The sequence below is a fragment of the Deltaproteobacteria bacterium genome (assembly GCA_009692615.1).
In the GTDB taxonomy this organism is placed as follows: domain Bacteria; phylum Desulfobacterota; class Binatia; order UBA9968; family UBA9968; genus DP-20.
In genome coordinates this window covers 1-25,727 of the sequence record SHYW01000016.1, presented here as the reverse complement: position 1 = coordinate 25,727, position 25,727 = coordinate 1, and the positions used below count along the sequence as shown (strand labels likewise).

The following is a 25,727-nucleotide window of genomic DNA, read 5'->3' as shown; positions in this document are numbered from 1 at the left end:
AAGACCGCTTCAGTCGCCCAGCGAACGGGGGTAAGCGAGCACGTAGATCTCGGTAGCTTTCGGCAGCATGGAGCGATTCAATGTCAGTTGCGACTGTGAAATCCGCTTGACCGGATAATGTTCCTTGGCGAAGGCGGCAAACAGCTCGGCTTGGCGCGCCACGTCGTAGTGCATCGGAATCACGATGGGCGGCTTCACTTGACCGACGACTTTGATGATGTCGTCGAAGCCCAGATTGGTCATGGCATCGATGGGGATCATCATGATGTCGATCCGTTGCAAAACTTTCACCTGCTCGTCAGTCAAGAGATGACCGATGTTGCCCAGATGGGCGATGCACAGGCTGCTCATCTCGTAGATGAAAATCGAGTTGGCGATGGCGCCCCAACTGGCGCTGCGCTGGCTCGGAATATTGACGATGGTGATATCTTTGACGCTGGTGCGCACCGGCTGCCAGGTTTGCTTGAACGTGATGCCGCGCAGGATGATCGGGTTGCCGGTCACCGCACCGGTATTGTTATGGGTGAAGTGATCGTTGCTGATCGTGATGGCGTCAGCCTGGATGCCTGGGGTGACGTTGAAGTTAGGATCGGCCACCACCTTGGTTTGGCTCCCCGATTGAATCAGAAAGCTCGAGTGGCCGTACCATTGGAGAAAATACGATCCCAATGTTGGGCTCTTGCCGCCGCGCGCTTGCACCAACTGGCGCCCCTGGTGAAAAAGATGCACTAGCGAGGGATTACAAAACGCTTCGACCACACTACGGAATGGCCAAAGCAACAGACTGACAATCATGCCGACAAAGCTGCGCCGCTGCATCTTGCCTCCTCGCTCACCGACGGCGAAATTGGCCCGAGCTTAACGCCGCCCTGGCGCGATTACAACAATCGCTGGGAGCTAGAATGGAGTCGTCGCAGATGGCGACGATCTCGAATTGAAGAGGGGCGGCCTTAGTCTGCTAAATCTTCCGCCAATGATGCTTGGGTAGCGGCGCTGAGCGCAACGCGCGCTCGATAGGCGGCCAGATCGATAGCTAACTCGGCGCGCCCACCGCGGATGAATTCTTGCTTCGCCTCGGCGCTAAACGGAAAGCGCACATACTGTACGGCGCTGATCTTGTCTTCCTTGCTCCGCCCCTCTTCGAATTGGCCGGCAATGGAATGCGCACCGACAAGCAGACTCAGCGCTTCGTCGATGCCCAAAAATTTTAGCAAATCGTCGCGCAAATGAGATTGATCCTCGATCTCCAAAAACATCGTCGCGCTGAGTTCGCCGGGTTTGGGAATAAGTTCATTGTAAACCGCGATCTCCTCGCGAATCTTGTCCAAGTCGCCGATCCGCTCGGCGCGCAACATTTCTTGGATCTGAAAAATCACCGTGTCGCGGTTTTCGAAAACCAACGACACTTTATCGCCCACCGCCACCCGCCGAAGTTTTTTCTTTTCGATGATCTCCTGGCGAAATTCTTGGCGCACCTTTTCATAGGCGATAAAACCCAAGATGTCGTCGAGAACGATTTTTTTCATTGCCAGTCGCCAAAAACGCCGCGGCGGAAAAGACGAGCCGTCTCGCCTCCTCCGCCGGCTAATGATGGAAGTGAACGTCGGATCAGCTGCCGAGGGTATCGAGTCCCTTGGCGAATCTGCCGGCGTGGGACTTTTCCGCCTTGGCCAGCGTTTCGAACCATTCGGCCAATTCCGGCAGACCTTCATCCCGCGCGGTTTTGGCGAAGCCCGGATACATTTCCGTGTATTCGTAGGTCTCGCCTTCGACGGCGGATTTTAAATTTTTCGCCGTGGTGCCGATCGCCACGCCGGTGCACGGATCGCCGACCTCTTTGAGAAAGTCGAGATGACCGAAGGCGTGGCCGGTCTCCGCTTCCGAAGTATCGCGGAACAAACCGCCGACATCGGGATAACCTTCGATATCCGCCACACGTGCGAAATAAAGGTAACGCCGGTTCGCCTGCGACTCGCCAGCAAATGCGCCCTTTAAATTTTCATGACTCTGTGTGCCCGCTAAACTCTTTGCCATAAGCCCCTCCTTATTAATAATGGTTAGTAATATGAGACCACCAAGATCGTGTCAAGAAAGGAAATTATTTTTTACTGCCGGGCGAGTTAGCACCGGCGGGTCCGACTCCCACTCTGCCGGTCGACGGCTGGACGGTGAGCGGGGACTGGGCGTGGAGGTTGGGGGAGAAGGCGATGAGCAGCGCGGCGATGGTTACGGCGATGAACGCGCTGCGGGCTTCGGTGTTGTGGTTAGCGAACATGATTGCTACCTCCTGATCGTGTGGCATTTTTTTTAAAAAGTTTTGTTGTCGAGTAATAAAAATCGCATTCGAGTTCCTAAACTTTCTAGTCTCTCAATCCGTAAGATCCGTTGCTGAAGTGAAATAAGTCAATACTCAGGCCAGACCCCAATCCCCGAATGAAACGAAAACCGGGGCGCGCTACCGAAAGATCACCGCCTGGGCGAGAAAAAGAAAGGGGGCGCTCTGGCCTCATTGACCTGCCAGCTAACGTGCGGCTGGCGGCGGCGGGGCGTGATGCAACACTGGGTCGATTGCCCTAATCAATGGAAGTAACGACTTCGTACGATAACTAGTGTCGCGCATGGTAAACACAGTTCCGTAGTCCGCGTTTTTACACGTCCTAAATAGGAAGTAACCTGCTCTCATAAACGTATTGTCGAGCAGAATCACGTGATATGCGGCTTCGCTCCAATCAATTTGGCATGCTTCATAAGGAATAGGCTTGACATCGTCTTGTGTAGCTTCCAAAAACTTCCGGATGAATTCCTTAGTCACGGCTCTCATACAGAATGTCACGATCAAAAAGATCATCAAGACTAAACATTCTATTGTGCTCATCTACAATCTTATAGATTAGCATGCCGTCAACCGTACTAGCACTGCCGTGTCCCGTGATGGTCTTATAGGTTGACGCAAACGAAGTAAGGTAATGTGAGTACTTTGCATCTAGCCGCCAGGGTGCCGTCCCCTTGTCCTGGCAGCCTGCTAACGCGGTCAGGAAGACAAGCAAAGAAGATAACTGGACCGCGGTTTTGATAGCATCACGCTTCACAATCACTAATCACCTCACCATGTCCCACTATCGCTAACACTCCTAGACCCAACTATCCAAACCCAGTACGGCTGTGCCCAAGGTATATTTCGGAGCGCCGTGACAGTCCATTCTTTGTACCAAACTCTGTCACCCTCGTTAAAATTAAACCAATCACCACCGTCCTTCGCTGATATAGTTCCTTCAAATTTCCATTTGCAAGTAGTAGCAATGGGGTCAGACATCACAATCTTTACAATCTATAAACTTCTTCTCCCCGTCCGCCGCGCCGAGAACCGAGACAGCATCGTCCCAATATTCGCCTGAACGCGCCCCAGGGACTTCGCCACTGTACTGACCGCGCCGGGATTCCGGGCATACCATACTAATTTTTAATGTCGCTTGTTCAAGTTTTCCGGCGCAACAATCTGAAAAGCCATTCGGGAGATAAACGTTGCACCTTTACGGCGGATCGCCGTGCGAAGTAGATCGGAACAATTGGAACAGCAGCTATTTCGCGAGTGAGTGAAATAGTCGATACTCAAAAGTGACCTGATCGCCTGATCCAACTTAACAAGCCGATGCCAATGTCACCTTGCCAAGTCAGTAACGAAAACATCGCCAGCCCACTACCGCTCATCCATTGGACGGAAGCCGGCAAGAACTGTTCAGCGCTGTGGCGCTCGGAGCGCGGTGCGCCACCGCCCAAGCGGGTCGCGTTGGCTGACGACGGCACCACCGCGGACGCTGCTTATCGGCTCGCCTGTGAAGGCACGGCGTTGCTCTGGCGCGGCGATTTTCACAACGCCAAGTTGCTGCTGCAAGCGCTAGTGCGGCGCATCGACAAAACGCCCGCGCGCAAGCAGCGAAAAACCAGCAAGCAATCGACCGACGCGCTTTCCCCTGCTGAAATGTTTCACCACCATCGTCTGGCCCAGTCGCAGCGGGCGCGGTTGTTGGGCTCGCTGCTGATTCCGTTCAACCCAGACTATTCTATCGCGCTCCGCCGTGCTCCCGATGCGCGTCAAGCCTGCGCCGAAGCGTGGGGCGCAGCGAACGAAGCTCTGGGCGATTCGTTGGCGTCCTTGCGCGACCTACTGGGAATGATCAGCGCCAGCGAATGGCGCAAGAACGGCGTCGAGATTGCCGAGCTTGGCGCCGCACCGAACCACTGCATTCATCCGCACTATGGGGTCTTCTCGCCGCTTCGCGGGGAATACGTGAGCCTTGTCGCCACGGCCCCGATACCGCGCACCGGACAGGAGCCATTTATCGCCTTCGACATTGGCACGGGCACTGGCGTGCTCGCCGCCGTGCTTGTGCGTCGACACATTGAAAAAATAATCGCCACCGATCGCGACCCGCGCGCTCTCGCCTGCGCGCGCGAAAATTTTGCCAGGCTCGGCGTCACCAACCATGTGCAAGTAGAACACGCAAATCTTTTTCCCGATGGACGCGCCTCATTGATCCTGTGCAACCCACCGTGGCTGCCGGCGCGCCCAAGTTCGCCCATCGACGCCAACGTTTACGACGAGGACAGCCGCATGTTGCTTGGATTCTTGAATGGCGTGTTAGCACACCTCGTACCGAACGGTGAGGCTTGGTTGATCTTGTCTGACTTGGCGGAGCATCTCGGTTTACGTTCGCGAGGTGAATTGCTGGCCGCGTTCGCAACCGCCGGCTTGAAAGTCGTCGGTCGCAGCGACATCAAACCGCGCCATCCCAAGGCGGCGGATATAAATGATCCGCTGCACTTCGCCCGCGCCGCCGAAGTCACTTCGCTGTGGCGCCTCACTGCCAACGAACCGTGACCGAACGAAAGAGCGGCGAAAAATTTTTCGCCCCTACAAAAACCTACAATACTCTCGGACGAAAATATGGGGCTTGGCTTTGTAGGATGCGGTGACCAAAGGGAACCGCATCGTTGGTCAGCACCCCGATGCGGTTCGCGGACTCACCACATCCTACGGGTCGCTCCTACCTCCGCGTCCTTCGTGGTGAAAAACTCTTTCCCCATAAAGCAGCCACTTCGGCAATTCACCAAGAAAACTGACAAGTGGAAAATCTCGCGCTCGCCTTCCTGCGGCTTTTTTTGCCGCGGCAGTTCTGATATTTCTACGGCATGGAAGCTGAAGCAATCCCGGCAAAAATCTCCATCGACGACTTTCGCAAGATCGCCCTCAAGGTCGCGACCATCAAAGCGGCGGAGCCCCATCCGAACGCCGATCGCTTGATGGTCCTGCAGATCGATCTCGGCGGCGAGCAGCGCCAGATCTGCGCCGGCATCCGCAACAGCTACACGCCGGAAGAGCTGGTCGGCAAGCAGATCGTCGTCGTCACCAATCTGGAAACCGCTAAACTGCGCGGCATGGAAAGCCAAGGCATGCTGCTGGCGGCCTCCGACGACGGCCGCGTGATTATCATGACGCCGGAAAAGTCGGTGCAGGCCGGCGCCCAAGTCAAATAGCAATTCAAATATCTTTCGTCGCAGTTTTTTAATGACCAAGTTTCTTAAAGGCCGCCCGACTCGCAGCGACATCGACCACGCGGCGCTGCGCTGGAATCTGCGCCAGATCCAAAAAAAGATCGGCCCACGGGTAAAAATTCTCTCCATGGTGAAGGCCAACGCCTATGGCCATGGCGCGGTCGCAGTGGCGCGAACTCTAGCCAAATCGGGAAGCGATGCTTTCGGGGTCGCCACCGTCGAAGAAGGCATCGAGCTGCGAGATAGCCGCATCAAGCAGCCGATCTTGGTACTCGCCGGCGCCTACGTCGAACAGCTCGACGAATTGTTAGAATACAAACTTACGCCGGTACTGCACGATAGCGCCACACTCACAGCCTTCGAGCGCAAGGCCAGGCGGCGCAAAATTAAGCTCAACTTCCAACTTGAAGTCGACACCGGCATGGGGCGCATCGGTTTTCCCAGCGCTGAAATCGAGGCCTGGTTAACGACGCTCGCGAAACTGAAAGCGTTAAAGCTCGCCGGCGTCTTTTCCCATTTCTCCGAAGCCGAAAGCGCCAACGAAAAATACGCAGCGAAGCAATTGAAAACTTTTCAGCGCGTGCTCGACCGGCTGAACGAGGTCGGTATCGTGCAAGCGCCAGCCCACATGTCGAAGAGCGCCGCCCTGATCACCACGCCCGCGGCAAATTTTTCCATGGTTCGGCCGGGCCTGATTCTTTACGGCATGTATCCGGCGGCGAATTTGAAAAAACAGATCAGCTTGAAGCCGGTGCTCGCCTGGAAGACGCGCATCATTCAGTTGAAGCGCGCGCCGATTGGCACGAGCATCGGCTATGGCCGAACGTTCGTGACCAAACGAAATAGCCTGATCGCAACCTTGCCTGTCGGATATGCCGACGGCTATCGGCGATTGTTATCCAATCGCGCCCAAGTGTTGGTGCGCGGCAAACGCGTTCCAGTAGTCGGCCGCGTGAGCATGGATTTGACTACCGTCGATGTAACCGATATACGAAATGTCCAACAGGGAGATGAGGTCGTTCTCCTTGGCCGTCAAGGCGGCGGAGAAATTTCCGCCGACGAGATGGCCGCTTGGGCAGACACAATCTCGTACGAGATCTTCACTTCCATCGGTGCTCGAGTTCCCCGAATTCACATCAATCAGTAGAAGGAGTACCAGCAGTGGGTAGAATCGAAAGAGCGCTGATCAGCGTTTCCGACAAGCAAGGCATTGTCGAGTTTTCCCGCGCTTTGGCGCAAATGGGCATCGAACTGGTTTCCACCGGCGGCACCGCATCGCTTTTGCGCGACAATAAAATTCCCGTTAAAGACGTCTCCGAGCTCACCGGCTTTCCGGAAATGATGGACGGCCGGGTGAAAACTTTGCATCCGAAAATTCACGGCGGCATCCTCGCGCTGCGCGACAATCCCGAACATGTCGCGAAGATGAAAGAGCACGGCATCAAGCCGATCGACTTGGTGGTTGTCAATCTTTATCCATTTGAGGCGACAGTCGCGCGCGGCGCCAGCTTCGAAGAAGTGGTCGAGAACATCGACATCGGCGGCCCGAGCATGGTGCGCGCCGCGGCCAAGAATCATCAGCATGTCGGCGTGGTCGTCGATCCGGTGGATTACGATACCATCGTGAACGAATTGAAAACCAACAGCGGTTCGCTGTCGCAAGCGACCCATTTTCGGCTGTTCTGCAAAGCGTTCCAGCATACCGCGCACTATGACGGCGCCATCTCCAACTACTTTTCGTCGTTGGACCAAGAAAAGAAACCGCAGCGCTGGGGCGAGACCGTCAACATCCAAGTCAGCAAGCTGCAAGACATGCGCTACGGCGAGAACCCACACCAGAGCGCGGCGTTCTACGGCACCAAGGGCGACAACGGCCCGTCGATCTCGCGCGCCAAACAGTTTCAAGGCAAGGAACTCTCGTTCAATAATATTCTCGACGCCGACGCGGCCCTCAACACGGTGTTGGAATTCTCCGATATCGCCACCGTGGCGATCAAGCATAACAATCCCTGCGGCGTCGCCTTATCGAACAAATCGCTGGCCGATTCGTTTCGCAAAGCCAAAGCCTGCGATCCGGTGTCGATCTTCGGCGGCGTCATCGCCTTCAACCGTCCGGTGGACGAAGAAACCGCCAAAGAGTTGAAAGACATCTTTCTCGAAATCGTCATTGCGCCGAGCTTCACACCGGAAGCGAAAGCCGTATTGGCGTCGGCCAAGCGCTTGCTCAACATCCGGCTTTTAGAATTGGACATGAGCCAGCCGCAAACCGGCGGCTACGATCTGCGCCGCGTGCGCGGCGGCATGCTGATCCAAGATTGGGATACCGGTAACGTCGACGTGCGCGCCTGCAAAGTCGTCACCGAGAGAAAGCCGACGCCAGACGAATATCGTGCTCTTGAATTCGCCTGGCGGGTTTGCCGCCACGTAAAATCGAACACCATCGTCTTCGCCGCGCCGGATCAAGTGCTCGGCGTCGGCGCCGGCCAGATGAGCCGCATCGATTCGACCAAGATCGCAGTCTTGCGCGCCGCCACCCACGGTTTAGATCTCAAAGGTTCGGCGGTGGCGTCGGACGCCTTCTATCCGTTCCGCGACGGACTCGACGAAGCCGCCAACGCCGGCGCCAAGTCGATCATCCAACCCGGCGGATCGATCAAAGACGACGAAGTCATCGCGGCCGCGAATGAGCATGGTATAGCCATGATCTTTACCGGCATGAGGCATTTCAGACATTAAAAAAGTTGCCAGTTATTAGTTGTCAGTTCCCAGTTTCTTTTTTTTCTGACAACCGACGACTGACAACTGACACCTATTTGCCATGAAAATCCTCGTCATCGGCGGCGGCGGCCGCGAACATGCATTGGCCTGGAAGTTGAGCCAAAGCCCGCGCGTAACGAAAATCTACTGCGCGCCGGGCAGCGCGGCCATCGGCGAACTTGCCGAATGCGTCGCCATCAATCCTGAGCAAATCGACCAGCTCGCCGACTTCGCCGAAAGAGAAAAAATCGATCTCACGGTGGTCGGCCCAGAGTTGCCGCTCACCCTCGGCATCGTCGATCTTTTCGAATCGCGCGGCTTGAGAATTTTTGGACCGAACCAAGCCGCGGCGCAGTTGGAAGGCAGCAAGGCGTTCACTAAAGAGATCCTCCGCGTCAACGGAATTCCCACCGCCGCTTTCGGCACTTTCACCGACGCGGTTTCAGCGAAGCAATATTTAGCGCGGCAAAAATCCCCCTACGTGATCAAAGCCGACGGCCTAGCCGCCGGCAAAGGTGTGCTGATCTGTGCGATGAAACAAGAAGCGGAAGCAGCCATCGATGAGATGCTCGTCGGCAAAGTCTTCGGCAATGCCGGCGACAAAGTCGTCATCGAAGAATTTCTCGACGGTGAAGAGGCTTCGTTCATGGTGCTCACAGACGGTGACAATGTTCTGCCATTAGCGACGTCGCAAGATCACAAACGAATCTTCGACAACGACCAAGGATCTAACACCGGCGGCATGGGCGCCTACTCGCCCGCACCGGTGGTAACGGCTGCAATCCATGACCGAGTTTTGCGCGAAGTCTTGACGCCGCTGCTCATTGGCTTGAAGCAAAAAAACATTCTTTACCGCGGTCTGCTTTACGTCGGCTTGATGATCACCAAAGATGGCCCGAAGGTGATAGAATTCAACGCCCGCTTCGGCGATCCCGAATGCCAACCGATCATGATGCGGCTGAAAAGTGATTTGATTCCCCTACTCGAAGCGACCATCGACGGGAAACTCAACCAAGTAACAGCCGAGTGGCACGACGAGCCGGCGGTCTGCGTGGTCTTAACCGCCAATGGTTATCCTGGCGCCTACGACAAAGGCAAAGAAATTCACGGCCTCGATAGTTTAAAGAGTTGGTCCGACGGCTTCGTCTTTCACGCCGGCACGGCGAAAGATAAAGATCGTTGGCTAACCACCGGCGGCCGCGTCCTCGGGGTCACCGCCCGTGGCAAAAATATCGCCAGCGCCGTCGACAATGTTTACGGCGCCGTCAGAAAAATTTCCTGGGACGGCATGCATTATCGCAAAGACATTGGGCAAAAAGCGTTGAAATAAGTCTAGCATCAAGAGTCCAGACGAATTACCTTGGGAGGAACCAAACATGGCAACCGCACAACCCAAAGTCGGCATCCTCATGGGCAGCGACTCCGATCTCGAGGTCATGCGCGAAGCCGAAAAGCGCCTCGATTCCTTCGGCATCGCTTATGAGACCCACATCATGTCGGCGCACCGCACACCGGAGATCGCCGCTAAATACGCCGCCAGCGCCGAGCAGCGCGGCTTGCAAGCGATCATCTGCGGCGCCGGCGCCGCGGCCCACTTGGCCGGCGCCATCGCCGCCAGCACGACCTTGCCGGTGATCGGCATTCCCATCGACTCCTCGAGTTTGAAAGGCTTGGACGCGTTGCTCGCGACGGTGCAAATGCCGGCAGGCATTCCCGTGGCTACGATGGCGATCGGCAAAGCCGGCGCCGCCAACGCCGGCATCTTCGCCGCCCAGATCGTCGGCCGCACCGATGCCACAGTTGCGGCAAAATTAGTTCAGTTCAAAAAAGAAATGGCCGCCGGCGTCGAAGAACGCGACCGCAAACTTCAGAGTGAACGAAACAAAAGCTGAGTGTCCAGCAATTTTTAAATCTCCCCTAGCCCCTCTTTTTCAAAGAGGGGAACTTAATCGACCTTCCCCCTTTGAAAAAGGGGGACCAAGGGGGATTTTCTCCATGACCGATAACATTGCCGACGCCGTAGCGGCACTTGCTCGTGGCGACGTAATCGTCTTTCCCACCGAAACGCTCTACGGCCTCGGCGCCGACGCGCTCAACTTCGCTGCCGTCGAAAAAGTTTTTCAACTCAAAGGCCGCGATCCTAACAATCCATTTCCTGTGCTGGTGTCCGATCGCGCCATGTTAAACAAATTGGTAGCGGAGGTTTCGCCATTGGCGGAAAAATTGATCGCAGGCTTTTGGCCCGGCCCATTGACGCTGGTACTGCCGGCGCGAAAAGACATTGCGCCGCCGCTGGTGAATTCGACGGGCGGCATCGGCGTACGCATCTCCAGCCAGCCCATTGCCAATGAGATTGTCCGTATGCTCGGCCGGCCGCTCACCGCCACCAGCGCTAATCCCTCAGGCCGACCCGGCGCGCAGACACTCGAGCAAGCGCGAAATTATTTTTTCGGCAAGATAGAACTCTTCGTCGACGGCGGCGAGTTGAATTCAAAGACCGGCTCCACCGTCGCCGCGGTGGCGGAGAACAAGATCAAAATCATCCGCGCCGGCGAAATCGGCAGAGAAAAATTACAAAAAGCGCTCGGACAGGGAATCGAAATCGAATGAAGTATTTCTTATTAGCAGTGTTACTATTGATGGCGTCGGCCTGCGATTCTAAAAACGAAACCGTCAGCCAAAGTCGCGAGGCGGTCAAAGAAGTCGTCACCCAACCCTTCAACACTCTCGACGCCGCCAAGGATTCGCTACGCCAAAGCGAAGACAAACAAAAAGCCGCCCTCGAACAAGCCGACAAAGAAAATAAGTAAACTCAAACATCCTACCTAGCTTTTCAATGAACAATCGCAATGGGAGATTTTCCCCCTTTGGAAAAGGGGGACCACGGGGGATTTGGTTGTGCGGCGGAGCGGTTTCATTGTCGCAATTGGGCTCCGCTTTGAATCGACGCAGCCGCATGAGTGCAAAAAAATCTCCCCTATCCCCTCTTTTCCAAAGAGGGGAAACAGAAAATCTCTAACGCCTCGATCAACACTTCCGATGATTATGTTCGCGACCCTACCAACGAACCGCGCCTTTATGCTATCAAATTAGACAATGCTAGCGCTGTCGGAAACCCAAGTCCAAAGTTTAATCGACATCGATGAATTGATCGCCGCGCTGGAGCGCGCCCATGTTCAATATTCGACGGGCAAAGCGGTCATGCCGGTGCGTCTGGTCGTGCCGCTGCCGCAAATTGACGGCAGAATCACCAGCATGCCGGGTTATTTGTGTGACGATAAAGCCCTCGGCATGAAAGTCGTGACTTACTTTCAAGATAATCCTAAACAAAATCTGCCGGCGATACTCGCCACCATCATGCTGTTCAGCAGCGCGACCGGCAAGATGATCGCCGTCATGGACGGCGGTTACATCACCGCGATCCGCACCGCTTGCGCTTCAGCATTGGCGACCCAAGCGTTGGCGAATCCAGATACGCCGGTTCTTGGAATCTTGGGCGCCGGCGTTCAAGCGCGGGCGCATATTCAAGCGCTGAATCGAGTACGCAAATTGAGCCGCATTAAACTCTACAGCCCGTCCGGCAAAAGCGCGACGACGATCAAGAACGAAATGGAAAAGCAAATTGGCATTCCGATCCAGATTTGCCGGAATGCCGAAGAAGTCGTGCGTGGCAGCGATCTGTTGGTAACCGTCACCACCGCCAAAGAGCCGATCGTCATAGCCGAGTGGCTAAAACCCGGTGTCCATATCAACGCCGTCGGTTCCCATCGCCCCGACCAGCGCGAGATCGATAGCGCGACATTGAAACGCGCCAAAGTCGTCGTCGATTCGCGCCCAGCGATCATGGCCGAATGCGGCGACATATTGCTCGCGCTCAAAGAAAAGTCCATCACCGAAGCGAATATCCACGGCGAGATCGGCGAAGTCCTCGCCGGCACCAAAGCCGGGAGAATCAACGGTGACGAAATCACACTTTACAAGTCGGTGGGCATCGCGATCCAAGATGTCGCCGCCGCGCAGCTTGTCTATCGCAAAGCATTGGCACAAAACGTCGGCACGAATGTGGAGATTTAGCACGAGAACCGGATAGCGTAGGGGCGGGTTTCAAACCCGCCCTTCATTTGGAAAGATCATGACCTGGGATCTCACAAATTATTTTCCTGAATTCAACGGCGCCGCGATGCTTCAATTCAAGCAAGCCATCGCCACCGACATCGCCGCGCTGCAAAAAACCGCGGCGAGTCTACCCGCCCTCGATGGCGCAACGACGAACGACTGGCAAGACATTTTACTGCGCAACGAAGACCTGTCGCGCCGCATGTCCCACTTCGGTTCCTACATCGGCTGCCTCGCCTCATCCGACGCGCGCAACGAAAGCTATCAAAAAGAAGAAGCCGAACTCACCCGCACCCGCGCCGAGCTTGCCAAAGTTAGAATCGAAATGCTGCGCGCCTTCAAGGCGGCTTCCGACGAACTGTTCGCGGCATTCATCGCCCGGCCTAAACTTAACGGGGCGGAGAATTATTTAAAGCGCCTGCGCACGGAAGCGCGCCGCGCCATGACGGCGGAGAAAGAAATTCTCGCCACCGATTTGAGCGTCGACGGCATCCAAGCCTGGGGCCGGCTCTACGATACGCTTTCGGCGAAACTTGAGTTCGACATGGTCTATCCCGACGGCCGGCGCATGCGCTTGCCGGCGTCCCAGCGCCGCTCTCTGCTGGACGATCCCGATCGGCGCGTGCGCCAGGCCGCCTTCGAGGGTGGCAACGCCGCTTGGCAGAGCATCGAAGACAGCGCCGCCGCGGCGCTCAACGCCATCGCCGGCACGCGGCTGACCTTGAACCGCCATCGTGGCGTCGATCACTTTCTCGACATCGCGCTGTTTCAAGCCGCGATCACGGGCAAAACTCTCGACGCCATGCTCGAAGCGCTCTTGGCGAACTTGGAAATGCCCCGGCGCGCTCTCCAACTCAAAGCCAAACTAATGGGACGTGATCAAGCCGCTTGGTTCGACCTCGGCGCGCCCCTCGATTTAGCCGATCAAGAAAAACTTTCCTGGAACAGTGCGCGAACGATGATCGCCACATCGTTCAATCATGCTTATCCCGCGCTGGGAAGTTTTTTCGAGCGCCAAGTGATCGCCAAGAACTGGGTCGACTGGGAGCCCCGCGCCGGCAAGCGGCCCGGCGGTTACTGCACCAGTTCCATGCTCAGCAAAGAGTCGCGCATTTTCATGACCTACAACGAATCCCTGGGCGACATGCTCACCCTCGCCCATGAATCCGGCCACGCCTATCACGGCGCCATGATGCGCGACATGCGTCCCTACGCGCGCGGCTATCCAATGACCTTGGCCGAAACCGCGTCGACATTCGGCGAGAACGTCTTGATGAACGGCATCCTCGACGACCCGCAAGTCAGCGACCGGCAAAAGGCGATGATTCTCGACATCGAGATCGGCCACGGCGCGGTCTATCTCTTGGACATCCCAGTGCGCTACGAATTTGAAAAATCTTTTTATGAAGAACGAATGAAGGGACCGTTGAGCGTCAGCCGTTTGAAAGAATTGATGGTCGAAACTCAGCGAAGAATTATCGGCGACGTTCTAGAACCGGGCGGCGAGGATCCCTACTTCTGGGCATCGAAGCTGCATTTTTATATCACCGGCATCACTTTTTATAACTTCCCTTACACCTTCGGCTATCTTTTGAGCCGCGCGCTCTACGCCATGTTCAAAGCCGAAGGCAATTCATTCCTGCCCAAGTACGAAGAGTTCCTGCGCCGCGCCGGCAGCGACACGGCGGAAAACGTCGTCAAACAAACCATCGGCAGAGATATCGAGAAAACCGAATTCTGGAGTGAAGCGATCCGCAGCTTGGAAGCGCCGCTCAGCCAATTGCAGGCGCTACTTGCGAAACTAAAAACTCAAAACTAAACACTAAAAACTATTTTCAATTCATCCCCTCCAACAACGCCGTCCTGAGCAAATCAATCGCGTTGAGCGTCATGCGCGAGCGGTCATAGGCGCCGCGCCCGGCGCTGGTGCTTTCGCGGCGCAAAAAGGTTTTGCCGTCGGTGAGCGACACATAAGTCTCGCCGCCGGCGAGATTTTGAATCTTGCTGTTGGGATCGGCGACGGCGTGGAGCGCCAGGCCAAAGTCGCAGCCCGACTGCTGGCGCGCCGCCTGGGCCATGGCATCGGTCAACGCCAGTGGATCCTTGAGAACTTCATCGATCCGGCTCGCGGCTTGAGAATTTTTTAGCAATGAGCGAAGCGCCGCCTCGCCATTGCAGATAAAACCGGCGCCGAAATTTTCGTTGCTCGCGGTCTGCAACCTTTCCGCCAGCTGGCCGCAGGTTAAATCTTCGCACGCCGCCACCGTCTGTTTTTTTTCACGCAGCAGTTTGCCCGTGACCAACTCCATGGTTTCATCGTCGGCGGCGAAGATCGCCGTGCCGAGCAAGCCGCGCACCTCCGCTTCCACCGGCGCGATCATCTTCATCGCCTCATCGCGGTTGGCCGCCTTAGCGGCAATGCGTACGTCGACCTGTCCGGGCAGCGCCAAGACGCCGACGGTGGGATTGCTCGAGTTGGCGATCAAGTGGCCGACCTTGTCGTCCACCGCGCTCTCACCGATGCCGACGATCTTGAGCACGCGGTAGTGAATCACTTCGGCGAGATTGAATTTCTTGATCAGGTAGGGTTCGACTTCGTTTTCGAACAGCCACTTCATCTCCACCGGCACGCCGGGCAAGGAGAAGATAATTCCACGCGGGTCTTCGACGACAAACGACGGCGCGGTGCCGTTGGGATTTTTCACCGGGATCGCGCCCTCGGGCATATAGGATTGTCGCAAATTGTTCGGCGTCATAGGCCGGCCGCGCCGGCGAAAGTGGCTTTCGACCTGCTCCAACATGCCGGCGTCTTGAATCAGCTTACGGCCGGTAACTTCGGCGACGATGTCGCGGGTCAGATCGTCTTGGGTCGGGCCGATGCCGCCGCTGGTGATGACGATGTCGGCGCGCTCGATCGCCCGCGCGATCACTTCTTTCATACGCGCTGGATTATCGCCGACCACCGATTTGAAATAGAGATTCACACCCAGCGCGGTCAGCCGCTGCGCCATCCAAGCCGAATTGGTATCGACGATTTGTCCGAGCAGTAATTCCGAACCGATCGCGACGATTTCCGCGTTTGCCATGGGAAAAGTTCTCCTTGCAACGAATAAAATTTATACCCCAGGCGGCGTAGTGGACACAAGATCGCAACCACGCTTTGTTGTAGCAACCCCGCCTGCCAAGCGATCCGCTAATGTTTCGAAGTGCTCCCAGCGATGATAGTGTGACGGTCAATGCTAGATTCAGCGTGCGTTAATAGTCGCTTGCAGTTTACGTTAGAAGCCGAAGCAAACGGTTCCCGCGCCCGTGCGACAACATTTCAAACTCTTCACGGCCCAGTGGAAACGCCGATCTTCATGCCGGTCGGCACCCAAGCGACTGTCAAGGCGCAGAGCGCGGAAAGTTTGCGCGCCACCGGCGCGCGGCTGTTGTTGGCCAATACCTATCATCTATTGCTGCGGCCGGGGCCGGAAGTTTTCAAAAAATTCTCAGGCATTCACCGCTTCATGAACTGGGACGGCCCGGTGCTCACCGACTCCGGCGGGTTTCAGATTTTTTCGCTGCCGCATTCGCGGGCGATAAACGAAAGCGGCGCGCGCTTCAATAGCTACGTCGACGGCAAGACATTTTTGCTTTCACCGGAATCGAGCATCGAAATGCAGCAGGCCATCGGCAGCGACATCAGGATGGTGCTCGATCAGTGCATCCCGTCCACCGCCGCTTACGATGAAGCCCGTGAAGCGATGGAACTCACCCACCGCTGGGCGCTACGTGCGATCGCTGCCCACGGCGATTCCGCGGCTGCGTTGTTCGGTATCGTCCAGGGCGCCGCCCATACTGAACTGCGTAAGCAGAGCGTGGTATTCTTGCGCGAACTGCCCTTCGACGGCTTGGCCATCGGCGGTCTCGCAGTCGGCGAAACCCACGCCGAACGCTACGATCTCACCGAACTGGTCACCGAGCTGTTGCCGATAAATCTGCCGCGTTATCTGATGGGAGTAGGCACACCGATCGATATTCTCGAAGCGGTCCATCGCGGCGTCGACATGTTCGATTGCATCATTCCGACCCAATTGGCGCAACGCGGCGTGGTGTTTACCTCGCTGGGTAAACTACAATTGCGCCGCACCGCCTATAAATTGAATGACGACGCAGTGGACACCGCTTGCGACTGCCAATGTTGCCGGCAATACTCGCGCGCCTATCTGCATCATTTGATCAAATCAGGCGAGGTGTTGGGTTGGCATCTCTTGGGCATGCACAATCTGGCCTTCTATCATCGACTGATGCTCGAAATGCGCGAGCAGATTTTAGCCGGCAGATTCGCCGCTTACTATCGCGAGAAACGAATCGAATTGGCGCGCAGCGACGAAGATCATCCGTCCCACGCACCACGTAAGGCGAAGTCGAGCCAGCCCGCCCGTTTGGGCGATTACGAGATTTTCCGTTCTGCTCAAGGTTTCTCGAGCATTCGCCAAATCAGTTCCGGCGAAATCATGCACTCGGTAATCGCGCCCATTGAGGAAGCCAACAAACTTTACATCGAACAATCGGCCCTCGCCGAACGATTGAATCAAAGTAACAGCAACGAGTTGGTGATCTGGGACGTCGGCCTCGGCGCCGCCACCAATGCCATGACGGCGATTCACTGCTTCGAGAAATGCTACGCGTTTAACAACGCGCTGCGGCCCCTGCGCGTGATCAGCTTCGAGCGCGACCTCGACCCGCTCATCCTCGCCGCCAAATATCCCGGCGAGTTGCCGCACCTGCGCCACGGCGCGCCAACAAAGATTCTCGCCACTGGCAACTGGCAGCACCCGTCGGGACTGCTCCATTGGCAACTGCTCAACGGCGACTTTCGCGTTCACCTCGATGCGGCGCCAACTCCCGAGCTAATTTTTTACGACCCCTTCTCGTTCAAAATCGATATTGAACTGTGGACCGGCGAAATCTTCGCGCGGATTTTTCGCCGCTGCGCGGGCAAACCGGCGGAACTCTACACCTATTCGGCGTCCACCGCCGTGCGCGTGGCGCTCTTGAGCGCCGGCTTTTTTGTCGCCCAAGGGATTGGCAGCGGACCGAAAATCGAAACCACGCTGGCCTTCACCCAAGCCAAAAGCGTGACGCGCCATCCCCTGGCGCCGCAACTGCTCGATCACAAATGGCTGGCGCGCTGGCGCCGCAGCGAGGCCAAGTTTCCCGCGACGGTCCATGAAAACGACAAACCGCAGTTTGCCGCAATGATCGAAAACCACCGGCAATTTTCCGCTGGCTTGTGAGAATTGCGCCTTTTCCAGCGCGGCGCAGCGTAAAAATTTATTACTGCAAATCTCTTCCGAACTCTGTGTTCTCTGTGGTGAATTCCTCTTAACCGCGCACTTGTCCACCGCCATCTTCTTTGCGACAATACGCCCATGATCATCCTGCTTTCCAACGACGACGGCATTCAATCCGAAGGACTGACGGCACTAGAAAAGAGCTTGGCAAAACTTGGCGAGATCTACACCGTGGCGCCGGACCGGGCGCAGAGTTCCATGAGCCACGCCTTGACGCTGCACCGGCCGCTGCGCGTGCACGAAATCGGCCCGCGGCGCCTGTCAGTGGACGGCACGCCGGTGGATTGCGTCAAGCTCGCGCTTACCGGACTGTTGCCGGTCAAACCCGATCTGGTCGTCTCCGGAATCAACAAAGGGCCCAATCTCGGCGACGACATTATTTATTCGGGAACGGTGTCCGCCGCCATCGAGGCCACGCTGTTGGGAATTCCCGCCATCGCGGTTTCTCTGGTCACGTTTAGCAATTTCGATTTTCACATCGCGGCAGAATTCACCGCGACCTTGATCGAGCGCATCCAACAGCCGGGCATCCCCGCGGGCACCTTGCTCAACGTCAACGTGCCCAATTTACCCAAGGCGCAGCTCAAAGGCTGGAAGTTGACGCGCATGGGCAAGCGCCACTACAGCGAAAACATCGTCGAGCGCGTCGACCCGCGCGGCGGCAAATATTACTGGATCGGCGGCGACGACTTGGGCTTCGCCCATGACGACGGCACCGATTGCGTCGCCGTGCACGAAGGATTCGTCTCGGTCACTCCGTTGCAAGTCGATCTTACCGACCACAAGCTTTTGAATGAAGCTCCGCTGGGTCACTTTCCTTGGCCGTAAACACCAGCGAAACATACGCGACGACACAGACAACGAAGCGATCAGACTAGACAAATGGCTCTGGGCCGCGCGGTTTTTCAAGACCCGCGCGCTTGCCGCCGAAGCCATCGGTGGCGGTAAAATTGACATCGACGGCGCCCGTGCGAAACCGAGCCGCGTGGTTCGGATCGGCGACAAACTGAATATTCGCCGCGGCCCTATTGAATGGGCGATCGTCGTCAAAGCGGTTTCCCGCCTGCGCGGTCCGGCGCCACAGGCGCAAGGCCTCTATGAAGAAACCACTGAAAGCGTCGCCAAACGGCAAGCCGTCGCGGCCCAAATGAAATTCGAGCGCGGCGTGGAATTTGATTCGCCGGGTCGCCCATCGAAGCGCGACCGGCGCGATATCGCTAAGTTCACCAAGCGCGGTTGGTAACTTGCAGCGCCAGCGCAGCATGCTACTTTGATGGAATTACAATCAAACGTATTTAGTTAACACCGAGAACTTCACGGAGAACTGATGCTGGCAAATTTGATCCTAGCCGTTATCATCGCAGGCGTCACAAGCGCGGTTAACGCACCGCTGTTCGCTCAATCCACACCCTACTTCCAGGGTAAAACCATCTTACTGGTCCAAGGCCGCGAGCCCGGCGGCACCGGCGCCCTGCGCGTCCAGGCGGCTATACCGTTTCTCAAAAAATATTTGCCCGGCGAGCCGATCATCGTCACCCAGTTCATGCCCGGCGGCGGCGGTAGAAAGGCGACCAATTACATCGCGCGCAACGCCAGGCCGGATGGCTTGACCCTCGGCAATGTCGGCTCAGGTCTAGTCGCCAACGCCGTGCTCGGCTCCACCGGAGTCGAATACGATATCGATAAGCTCATCTATCTCGGCGCCTCCAACAGCACGGCGCAATATGTTTTCGGCACCGTGGCTAAACTCGGCCTGGACAATTTGGAAAAGCTGCGCGCCCGTCCCGGCATTCGCGTCGGCGCCCAGACCGTCGGCCATGACATTTACATCAACGGCCGGCTGTTTTCCTGGATATTGGGTTTGAAAGAACCAAAATTCGTCACCGGCTATTCCGGACTTGAGCTCGATGTAGCGATGGAGCGTGGCGAGCTCGACGCCCGTGCCAATATTCCCGACACTGTATTGCAGCGCAATCCCGAATTCGTCGAGAAAAAGTTGCAAAACTTCCACGCGATCATCCAGATTCCTAAGGACGATCGTCATCTCCATGCCGCGTTCAACAAGCTGCCGGAGCTAGAAACGTTTGGGAAGAATGATCGTGAGCGCAAGATCCTAACCATGTTCCGCACCTTCCGGCTGGTCGGCTCACCGTACATTCTGCCGCCCGGCACGCCGGGGGAAGCGGTCAATCACTGGCGCGAGGCGATGCGCAAGACTTTTAGAGACCCGGCGTTTCTCAAAGACTTCAAACGGCTGTCCGCCGACGACGCCACGCCGCTGACCCCGGAGGCCCAGGACAAAGCGATCAAAGACATTCCGCGCGACACCGAAGTGATCTCACTTTTCAACAGAATCGCCGGCGCCGACCCGCTGCCAGCGCGTTGATTGCGGATGCGGTAAACCCAAAGGAGAAAGAATTGCCCATGATTGACAGCAAGCTCATCACCACGGCGCAGGAAATCCCCGGCTACCGGATTGCGCGAAACGTAGGCGTCGTGCGCGGCATTATCGTCCGTTCGCGCAGCCTCCTCGGTAACATCGGTGCCAGCTTGCAGACGCTGTTTGGCGGCAACATCACCATCTACACCGAACTTTGCGAGCGGGCGCGCGACGACGCCCATCGTTTGATGATCGAGCATGCCGGCCAGCTCGGCGCCAACGCCATCATCGGCGTGCGCTACGACGCGACGGAAATCGCCGCCGGCGTCACCGAAGTGCTGGCCTACGGCACGGCGGTCAACGCTGAAGTTTTTCGCGGCTAGATGGGAAAGGGCAATTAGGTTTTGAACACGATGCCGCGGTCGGCGACGATGTTGAAGTCGTACTGCGCCGGTTCCAACGCCGTGGCGCGCATTTTTTCAATGGTCAATTTGCGTTGATAGCGGCCTTCGACTCGATTCATTTCCAGGACGATGGTTCCCGCGACTAAATATTCTTCCACGCCGCGCGGCGGCTTTTCGGCGGCGTAAGTCGTGAGCAAATGGGTCGTGTTGGTGTTCGCCTGGAGCGCGTAGATCAACAGCCGCGCCTGCTCCGAGTTGCGCGCCGACAGCAGCGGCCCCACCGGATCGATCACCACTCGGACCGCGCCCATGCGCACGATATAATTATTGAGATCGGCGGCCACCTGCTGCACGTCGACGCCCTTGGCGGGATCGCCGGCGCGCCCGCCGAAATAGGCTGAGGCATCGAGAATGAGAAACTCTTTGGACTCGATGAACGGCGCCAAATCCCACCCCAGCGAAGTCGCCTGCTCGATGACATCGGCGGGTTTCTCGTCGATGGCGACGTACAGACATTTTTCTTTTTCGAGCAAGCCGCGGACGAGAAACTGCAAGCTGAAGACCAACTTGCCAGTGCCGGGCTGTCCCACCACAAGATAGGTTTTGCCTTCCCGCAGGCCGCCTTCAAGCAGCGCGTCGAGCTCGGGAATGCCGGTGGGAATTCGTTTACCGCTCATAAATCGTCAAATCGTTGCCGCCGCAATCGCGATAAATAATCCGCCTGCGCCACTTAACGGCTGACTCCGGCGCGTTTTCTCAGCTCCGCTCTGACCCGCTCGATGTCGGCGGAAATCTTTTCCTGCAATTGTCTTTTATCCTGTTTCGCCCCAGCAGCAGGATCGGCATCATAACTCTGCAACAAGCTCGCCGGCTCTTGCGCCGCCGCCGGCTTCAACACCGGCTGCGCTTCAGACAGCGGTTTCAAGCCGCCGAGCGCGGCCGCCGTGTGCAATCGGGTCGGCGCCAGCGGCGGCATGACAGGTTTCGCCGCGGCCATTTGGATCAAATGTTCGACTTGCAGCTTGAGCGCCGAGATTTCCGCGTCGCGGCTGACCAGTAAAGACAAATTCTGACTGAGCTGGTTCTGGACATCGAACAAGCGGGCGTTGAGATCGGCAGCGAGATTGTCGATGCGCTGATCGCGCTCCTGGCGTTCGCTGAACTGACTTTGCAACGCGCTCAGTTCGCCAATCACGCCGTCGCGCAGTTGCGCGGCATGAGCCAGTTCATTGGCGATCAAACCGTGGGTCTGCTGGGTGTTGCTCTCGCTCTGTAGCCAACGTTGCGCCAGCTGCTCGATCTCCCCGCGTATCTCGTCGAACCCGCCGTCGCGGCTCTGGCTCCGTTCCAGTGCGCCGCCGAGTTCGCTTTCGAGTTGGTTCAGTTTGGCACCGAGGTTGGCTTCGACTTGGCGCATCAATGATCGCGCCGTCTGCATTGCTTGTGCTTCACCATGGCCGAGTTCCGCTTTGAGCGCGGCGATTTGATCGTGATCGACGACGCGCTCGGATAGCGCCGTGAGGTTAACGGACAAAGCGCTCATGCGTCCTTGGAGCGCCACTAGCTCGCCATCGCGCTGAGCGGCAAGGTTCAAGGCTGTGGCCAATTTTTCCTGGAGCTCGGCGATTCGAGCGCTGAGGATTTCGTCCAAACGCTGCACGGCGACGTCGTCGATCGGTGCCGCACGTAACGGCTCGTCGAGGCGAAATTTAATTGCACCGATCTCGGCTTTGAGTTCCGCGACACCGAGTGACGCGCTCTGTTCCAATCGGCCGAGCCGCGCGATCAGCGCCGCCCGCGCCGCTTCATGAGTTTCATGATCGACATTGGCGCTGCCCAGAACTCGCAGCTGCGCGCCGACCTCGTCCACCAGCGCGCTCATGCGCCTGTCCGCGCCATCACTCCAACGCTGCTGCTGTTCGGTCAGCGCACTAGAGGAATTTTCCAGACCGCCGATTCGCTGCGTTAGATCGCTGAGCTGTTCTTGCCATTGGTTTGAAACTTCAGCTACCGCGCCATGAGCTTGGAGTTCGGCAAGTAGTTGGACTTTGTTGCTTGCCGCTTCGTTCGCGACCAAAGCCTGAACCCGCTCGACGAGCGTATTTTCAAGCCGTTGGCTTTCGCTCAGCGCCTGGGCTTGCGCCCGCTGGCTGGCAAATTCTACCCGGGCAATGCGGTCAGCTATAAGTTTGACTTCGAATTTTATATCTTCGCTATTAGCAGAAGAGCTAGTTGCTGTTTGCTGTTGTAACTGTGAAGCGAACTCGCCGAGTTTGCTGTTAAACGCGGCTTCGATCTGCGCTTGGTGTGCGCCGAATCGTTCCAGCTCCTGCTTGAGCGGCTCGATCGCTGTCGTACCGCTCGGCTCAACGCCGCTGACGACTGAACGCTCACGCAGTTCGCGAATCTGCGCCTGGAAACTCTCCTCGAGGGCTTTGATCTGTTCGCGGCGCTGCGCCTCGTTGGCCGCCAAGGTTTGCGCCAAGCCAAGATCCGCCGCCGCTCGGTCGACGAGCCAGCCATACAAGACATCGGTCCCGGGGCCGAGATGGGTCGCACTCTGAGGTGCGGTAATCTCATTTGATTCGTCGGGTAGTGCCACTGCAATCACTCCTTGGTTTCAAACTCGGCCGAAGTTTCGCGCCAGACAAGATATTAACTCCACCATGTAAAGCCAATTATGTGCCATCTTGTCGGCTAGACAAACTTGCAGGAAAACCCAACGTTAGCAAAAACCTCAGCGCACCGATTGGTCAGTTATGGCCCTTATTGAACAGGGTTGGACAGTTAAAGGTGGGAACGCTCCACTCTTGGTAATGATGCGTCATCATCGGCCGCCGCAAACGAATTTTTCACTCGCGACGTTTGAGCAGCGATTGAGAACAAAGAGAAAAACTACTGGCGATTAAATTCTTATCGGCGCTTGAACCCCAAAAATTTGCTTCAGCGCTCACGCCCTCCGTTCGTTCGCTCTCGGTCAACTTTCTAGGGTTTTCTGCACAAATTTGTGAACGGCCGACGCGATTTGTCAATTTTTCGGAATGTATTGGCAGTTTCTAAATGATTACGAATGGCCGGTGTCTTGCTTTGAGTAAATCCATTTGAGTCCGGGCCGACGGCAGCAAGCTGCGATAATTGACGCGTCGCACGGACGGGCAAACCAGAAGAAAGGATTCAAACCTGTGGCATCGCGAAAAATCCTGCTGGTCGACAATTCCGAAACCATTTTGCAAATGGAGCAAATGATTCTCCAGCGCGATAGCTACGAGCTGATGATCGCCCGGGATGGCGAAGAAGGCGTAGCGAAGGCGTTGGCCACCCTACCCGATCTGATCCTGATGGACGTCGTGATGCCCAAGATGGACGGTTTCGCCGCCGTGAAACGGCTGCGGGAAAATGCCCTGACCCGCGAGGTGCCGATCGTCATGGTGACCACCAAATCGGAAGCCACCGCGATGGAATGCGGCTACGAGAGCGGCTGCAACGATTACGTCATTAAACCGATCGACAGTCTGGAGCTCATCACCAAGGTAAGAAACCTGCTCGGCGATTGAAATTAGAAATTGTGTAGCGATGCATTCAGCGGCAAAGCCAAACCCAAACCAGAGCGAGGCCGTTCTTGAGGTCAAGAACGCCGCCCATGAAAAACTTTATCTCCATCCGGGGCAGCTGTTTGCCTCGCGCCAAAGCCATGCCGTGACGACCATTCTCGGCTCCTGCGTCGCGGTCTGCCTGTGGGACGCGGTGAAAAAGATCGGCGGCATCAACCACTATCTGCTACCGGCTTTCACCGGCGACGGCGTCGCTTCGCCGCGCTTTGGCAACGTCGCCATCGCCGAACTGATCGAACAACTGACGGCGCTCGGCTGCCGCAAACGGGATCTGCAAGCGAAGCTCTTCGGCGGCGCCTGTGTGATCGCCGCGTTTCGCAACCGCGCCACCCACCTCGGCTGGGAAAATGTCCAGACCGCCGAAAAAATCCTCGAGCGCGAAGATATCCCGGTCATCGGCCAAGATATTGGCGGCGACAAAGGCCGTAAATTAATTTTCCACACCGACGACGGTTCGGCGTGGGTGAAGCGGTTATAGGGCCTAAGACATGGAAATCGACTTCGAAGCGATTCTCAAAACCTACATCGCCGAATGCGACGAGCGCCTCGCCGCCATGGAAGAAGCCCTGGTCACCTTGGAAGCCGATCCTCACAACGACGGTTTTTTAGAAGCGATCTTTCGCGGCGCGCATACCATCAAGGGCAACGCCGGTAGTTTGGGCTTTCCCAAAGTCGCCGGCTTCGCTCATGCTTTCGAGGATCTGTTACAACGTTTTCGCAATCATTCCATCCCGGTGACCTCGCAGCGCATCACCCTATTGCTGCGCTCGTTGGACGCGCTGCGCGAAATGATTGCCGCGGAAGTGGCCGGCGCCGAGGAAGTAAAGCCCGAGCATGTAAAGCTCCAGCAACAACTGACCGACGGCGACGCCGCTGAGCCGATGGAGAATCCGAATCCCGCGCCGGTTCCAACTAAGCGCGGCGCCGTCGCCGACGCCGTCGTCGATTACGCCACAACCATCCGCGTCGATACCGAAAAGCTCAATCGCATGCTCAATCTCGCCGGCGAAATCGCCATCGCCCAGGGCCGTTTGCGCCAAACGCTGACGGCGCGCGGCCAGAGCACCAGCGAAGCCCTCGAAGCCCATGACCAAGTCGAGCGTCTGTCCCTAGAACTGCAAGAACAAATCATGCGCGTGCGCATGGTGCCGGTGGGGCCGACGTTCCGCCAGTACCTGCGCAAGGTCCGCGACCTGGCGCAGGGCGAAAAGAAACTCGTGCGTTTGGAAACCCAGGGCGACGACGTCGAAGTCGACATGAGCATCATCGAGCACCTAAAAGACCCGCTCACGCACATGATCCGAAACGCCCTGGATCACGGCATCGAAACGCCGCAGGCGCGGCAAGCTCGCGGCAAAAATCCCTGCGGCGTATTAAAGCTCCAGGCGCGCCACGAAGGCGGCAGCATCGTCATTGAAGTTATAAATCGCGGGCGTAAAGTGTACCACTGAACCGGCAAAGATCTGGCAGAAAATGGCGGGTCAAAAGTGTACCGGTCCTGTAGGCTGTCTCGATGTTATTGAATGGCATCGGGAGGCTGGAAGGATGTTCACAGTGGAGCTTTATG

Annotated in this window: 24 protein-coding genes; 18 read left to right on the top strand and 6 right to left on the bottom strand. The window is 56.9% G+C overall.

What is annotated here, in order from left to right; genetic code table 11:
- Positions 1–9: 9 nt before the first annotated feature.
- From EXR70_05770 to EXR70_05760, 3 genes are all read right to left on the bottom strand, one after another.
- Positions 10–819, bottom strand: a complete 810-nt coding sequence (locus tag EXR70_05770) for a hypothetical protein (GenBank protein ID MSP37981.1) — start codon at positions 817–819, stop codon at positions 10–12.
- Between the two features lie 131 nt (positions 820–950).
- Complete coding sequence (locus EXR70_05765; protein MSP37980.1) at positions 951–1,712, bottom strand: DUF3501 family protein; 762 nt, start codon at positions 1,710–1,712, stop codon at positions 951–953.
- Complete coding sequence (locus tag EXR70_05760) at positions 1,609–2,034, bottom strand: rubrerythrin (GenBank protein MSP37979.1); 426 nt, start codon at positions 2,032–2,034, stop codon at positions 1,609–1,611. The genes EXR70_05765 and EXR70_05760 overlap by 104 nt, the downstream gene beginning before the upstream one ends.
- Positions 2,035–3,655: 1,621 nt before the next feature.
- On the opposite strand from EXR70_05760, the gene EXR70_05755 reads away from it, so the two are divergent.
- From EXR70_05755 to EXR70_05710, 10 genes are all read left to right on the top strand, one after another.
- Entirely contained in the window at positions 3,656–4,879 is a 1,224-nt protein-coding gene (locus EXR70_05755) for a class I SAM-dependent methyltransferase (GenBank protein MSP37978.1), read from the top strand.
- Between the two features lie 311 nt (positions 4,880–5,190).
- Positions 5,191–5,535: a methionine--tRNA ligase subunit beta gene (metG, locus tag EXR70_05750; protein MSP37977.1), complete on the top strand. Its 345-nt coding sequence runs from the start codon at positions 5,191–5,193 to the stop codon at positions 5,533–5,535.
- Positions 5,536–5,566: 31 nt separating this feature from the next.
- A complete protein-coding gene (gene alr / locus EXR70_05745; GenBank protein ID MSP37976.1) occupies positions 5,567–6,700 on the top strand; it encodes an alanine racemase in 1,134 nt (377 codons plus the stop codon).
- Between the two features lie 14 nt (positions 6,701–6,714).
- Positions 6,715–8,289 (top strand): bifunctional phosphoribosylaminoimidazolecarboxamide formyltransferase/IMP cyclohydrolase, encoded by a 1,575-nt coding sequence (purH, locus tag EXR70_05740; protein ID MSP37975.1) that lies wholly within the window; start codon positions 6,715–6,717, stop codon positions 8,287–8,289.
- A gap of 82 nt (positions 8,290–8,371) precedes the next feature.
- Positions 8,372–9,640, top strand: a complete 1,269-nt coding sequence (gene purD, locus EXR70_05735) for a phosphoribosylamine--glycine ligase (protein ID MSP37974.1) — start codon at positions 8,372–8,374, stop codon at positions 9,638–9,640.
- Positions 9,641–9,686: 46 nt separating this feature from the next.
- A complete protein-coding gene (gene purE, locus EXR70_05730; protein ID MSP37973.1) occupies positions 9,687–10,202 on the top strand; it encodes a 5-(carboxyamino)imidazole ribonucleotide mutase in 516 nt (171 codons plus the stop codon).
- Between the two features lie 103 nt (positions 10,203–10,305).
- Complete coding sequence (locus tag EXR70_05725; protein MSP37972.1) at positions 10,306–10,920, top strand: threonylcarbamoyl-AMP synthase; 615 nt, start codon at positions 10,306–10,308, stop codon at positions 10,918–10,920.
- Positions 10,917–11,120, top strand: a complete 204-nt coding sequence (locus tag EXR70_05720; GenBank protein ID MSP37971.1) for a hypothetical protein — start codon at positions 10,917–10,919, stop codon at positions 11,118–11,120. The genes EXR70_05725 and EXR70_05720 overlap by 4 nt, the downstream gene beginning before the upstream one ends.
- A gap of 286 nt (positions 11,121–11,406) precedes the next feature.
- On the top strand, positions 11,407–12,384 hold the full coding sequence (locus EXR70_05715) for an ornithine cyclodeaminase family protein (protein ID MSP37970.1): 978 nt from the start codon (positions 11,407–11,409) through the stop codon (positions 12,382–12,384).
- Positions 12,385–12,442: 58 nt separating this feature from the next.
- A complete protein-coding gene (locus EXR70_05710; GenBank protein MSP37969.1) occupies positions 12,443–14,245 on the top strand; it encodes a hypothetical protein in 1,803 nt (600 codons plus the stop codon).
- A gap of 16 nt (positions 14,246–14,261) precedes the next feature.
- On the opposite strand, the gene EXR70_05705 is transcribed toward EXR70_05710, so the two are convergent.
- On the bottom strand, positions 14,262–15,512 hold the full coding sequence (locus EXR70_05705) for a CinA family nicotinamide mononucleotide deamidase-related protein (protein MSP37968.1): 1,251 nt from the start codon (positions 15,510–15,512) through the stop codon (positions 14,262–14,264).
- Positions 15,513–15,662: 150 nt separating this feature from the next.
- Between EXR70_05705 and EXR70_05700 the strand changes: the two genes are divergently transcribed.
- The 5 genes from EXR70_05700 (at position 15,663) to EXR70_05680 (ending at position 20,528) form a co-directional block, all read left to right on the top strand.
- Positions 15,663–17,708 (top strand): tRNA guanosine(34) transglycosylase Tgt, encoded by a 2,046-nt coding sequence (locus tag EXR70_05700; GenBank protein ID MSP37967.1) that lies wholly within the window; start codon positions 15,663–15,665, stop codon positions 17,706–17,708.
- A 135-nt stretch (positions 17,709–17,843) separates the two neighbouring features.
- Positions 17,844–18,593: a 5'/3'-nucleotidase SurE gene (surE, locus tag EXR70_05695; protein ID MSP37966.1), complete on the top strand. Its 750-nt coding sequence runs from the start codon at positions 17,844–17,846 to the stop codon at positions 18,591–18,593.
- A complete protein-coding gene (locus EXR70_05690; GenBank protein ID MSP37965.1) occupies positions 18,559–19,008 on the top strand; it encodes an RNA-binding protein in 450 nt (149 codons plus the stop codon). Before surE ends, EXR70_05690 begins: the two co-directional genes overlap by 35 nt.
- An 84-nt stretch (positions 19,009–19,092) precedes the next feature.
- Positions 19,093–20,151 carry a hypothetical protein gene (locus EXR70_05685; protein MSP37964.1) on the top strand — a complete coding sequence of 353 codons (1,059 nt, stop codon included), beginning with the start codon at positions 19,093–19,095 and terminating at the stop codon, positions 20,149–20,151.
- Between the two features lie 38 nt (positions 20,152–20,189).
- Positions 20,190–20,528 carry a YbjQ family protein gene (locus EXR70_05680; protein MSP37963.1) on the top strand — a complete coding sequence of 113 codons (339 nt, stop codon included), beginning with the start codon at positions 20,190–20,192 and terminating at the stop codon, positions 20,526–20,528.
- 14 nt (positions 20,529–20,542) lie between these two features.
- Here EXR70_05680 and EXR70_05675 read toward each other — a convergent pair whose 3' ends face one another.
- A complete protein-coding gene (locus EXR70_05675; protein MSP37962.1) occupies positions 20,543–21,226 on the bottom strand; it encodes a hypothetical protein in 684 nt (227 codons plus the stop codon).
- Positions 21,227–21,279: 53 nt separating this feature from the next.
- Positions 21,280–23,151, bottom strand: coding sequence for a hypothetical protein (locus tag EXR70_05670; GenBank protein MSP37961.1), 1,872 nt, complete (start codon positions 23,149–23,151; stop codon positions 21,280–21,282).
- Between the two features lie 580 nt (positions 23,152–23,731).
- Here EXR70_05670 and EXR70_05665 point away from each other — a divergent pair.
- Genes EXR70_05665 through EXR70_05655 form a run of 3 tightly spaced genes read left to right on the top strand, consistent with a single transcriptional unit; the run spans position 23,732 to position 25,611 of the window.
- On the top strand, positions 23,732–24,103 hold the full coding sequence (locus tag EXR70_05665) for a response regulator (protein MSP37960.1): 372 nt from the start codon (positions 23,732–23,734) through the stop codon (positions 24,101–24,103).
- Positions 24,104–24,122: 19 nt separating this feature from the next.
- Positions 24,123–24,638, top strand: coding sequence for a chemotaxis protein CheD (locus EXR70_05660; protein MSP37959.1), 516 nt, complete (start codon positions 24,123–24,125; stop codon positions 24,636–24,638).
- Positions 24,639–24,648: 10 nt separating this feature from the next.
- Positions 24,649–25,611, top strand: coding sequence for a hypothetical protein (locus EXR70_05655; protein ID MSP37958.1), 963 nt, complete (start codon positions 24,649–24,651; stop codon positions 25,609–25,611).
- The last annotated feature ends 116 nt before the right edge of the window (positions 25,612–25,727 follow it).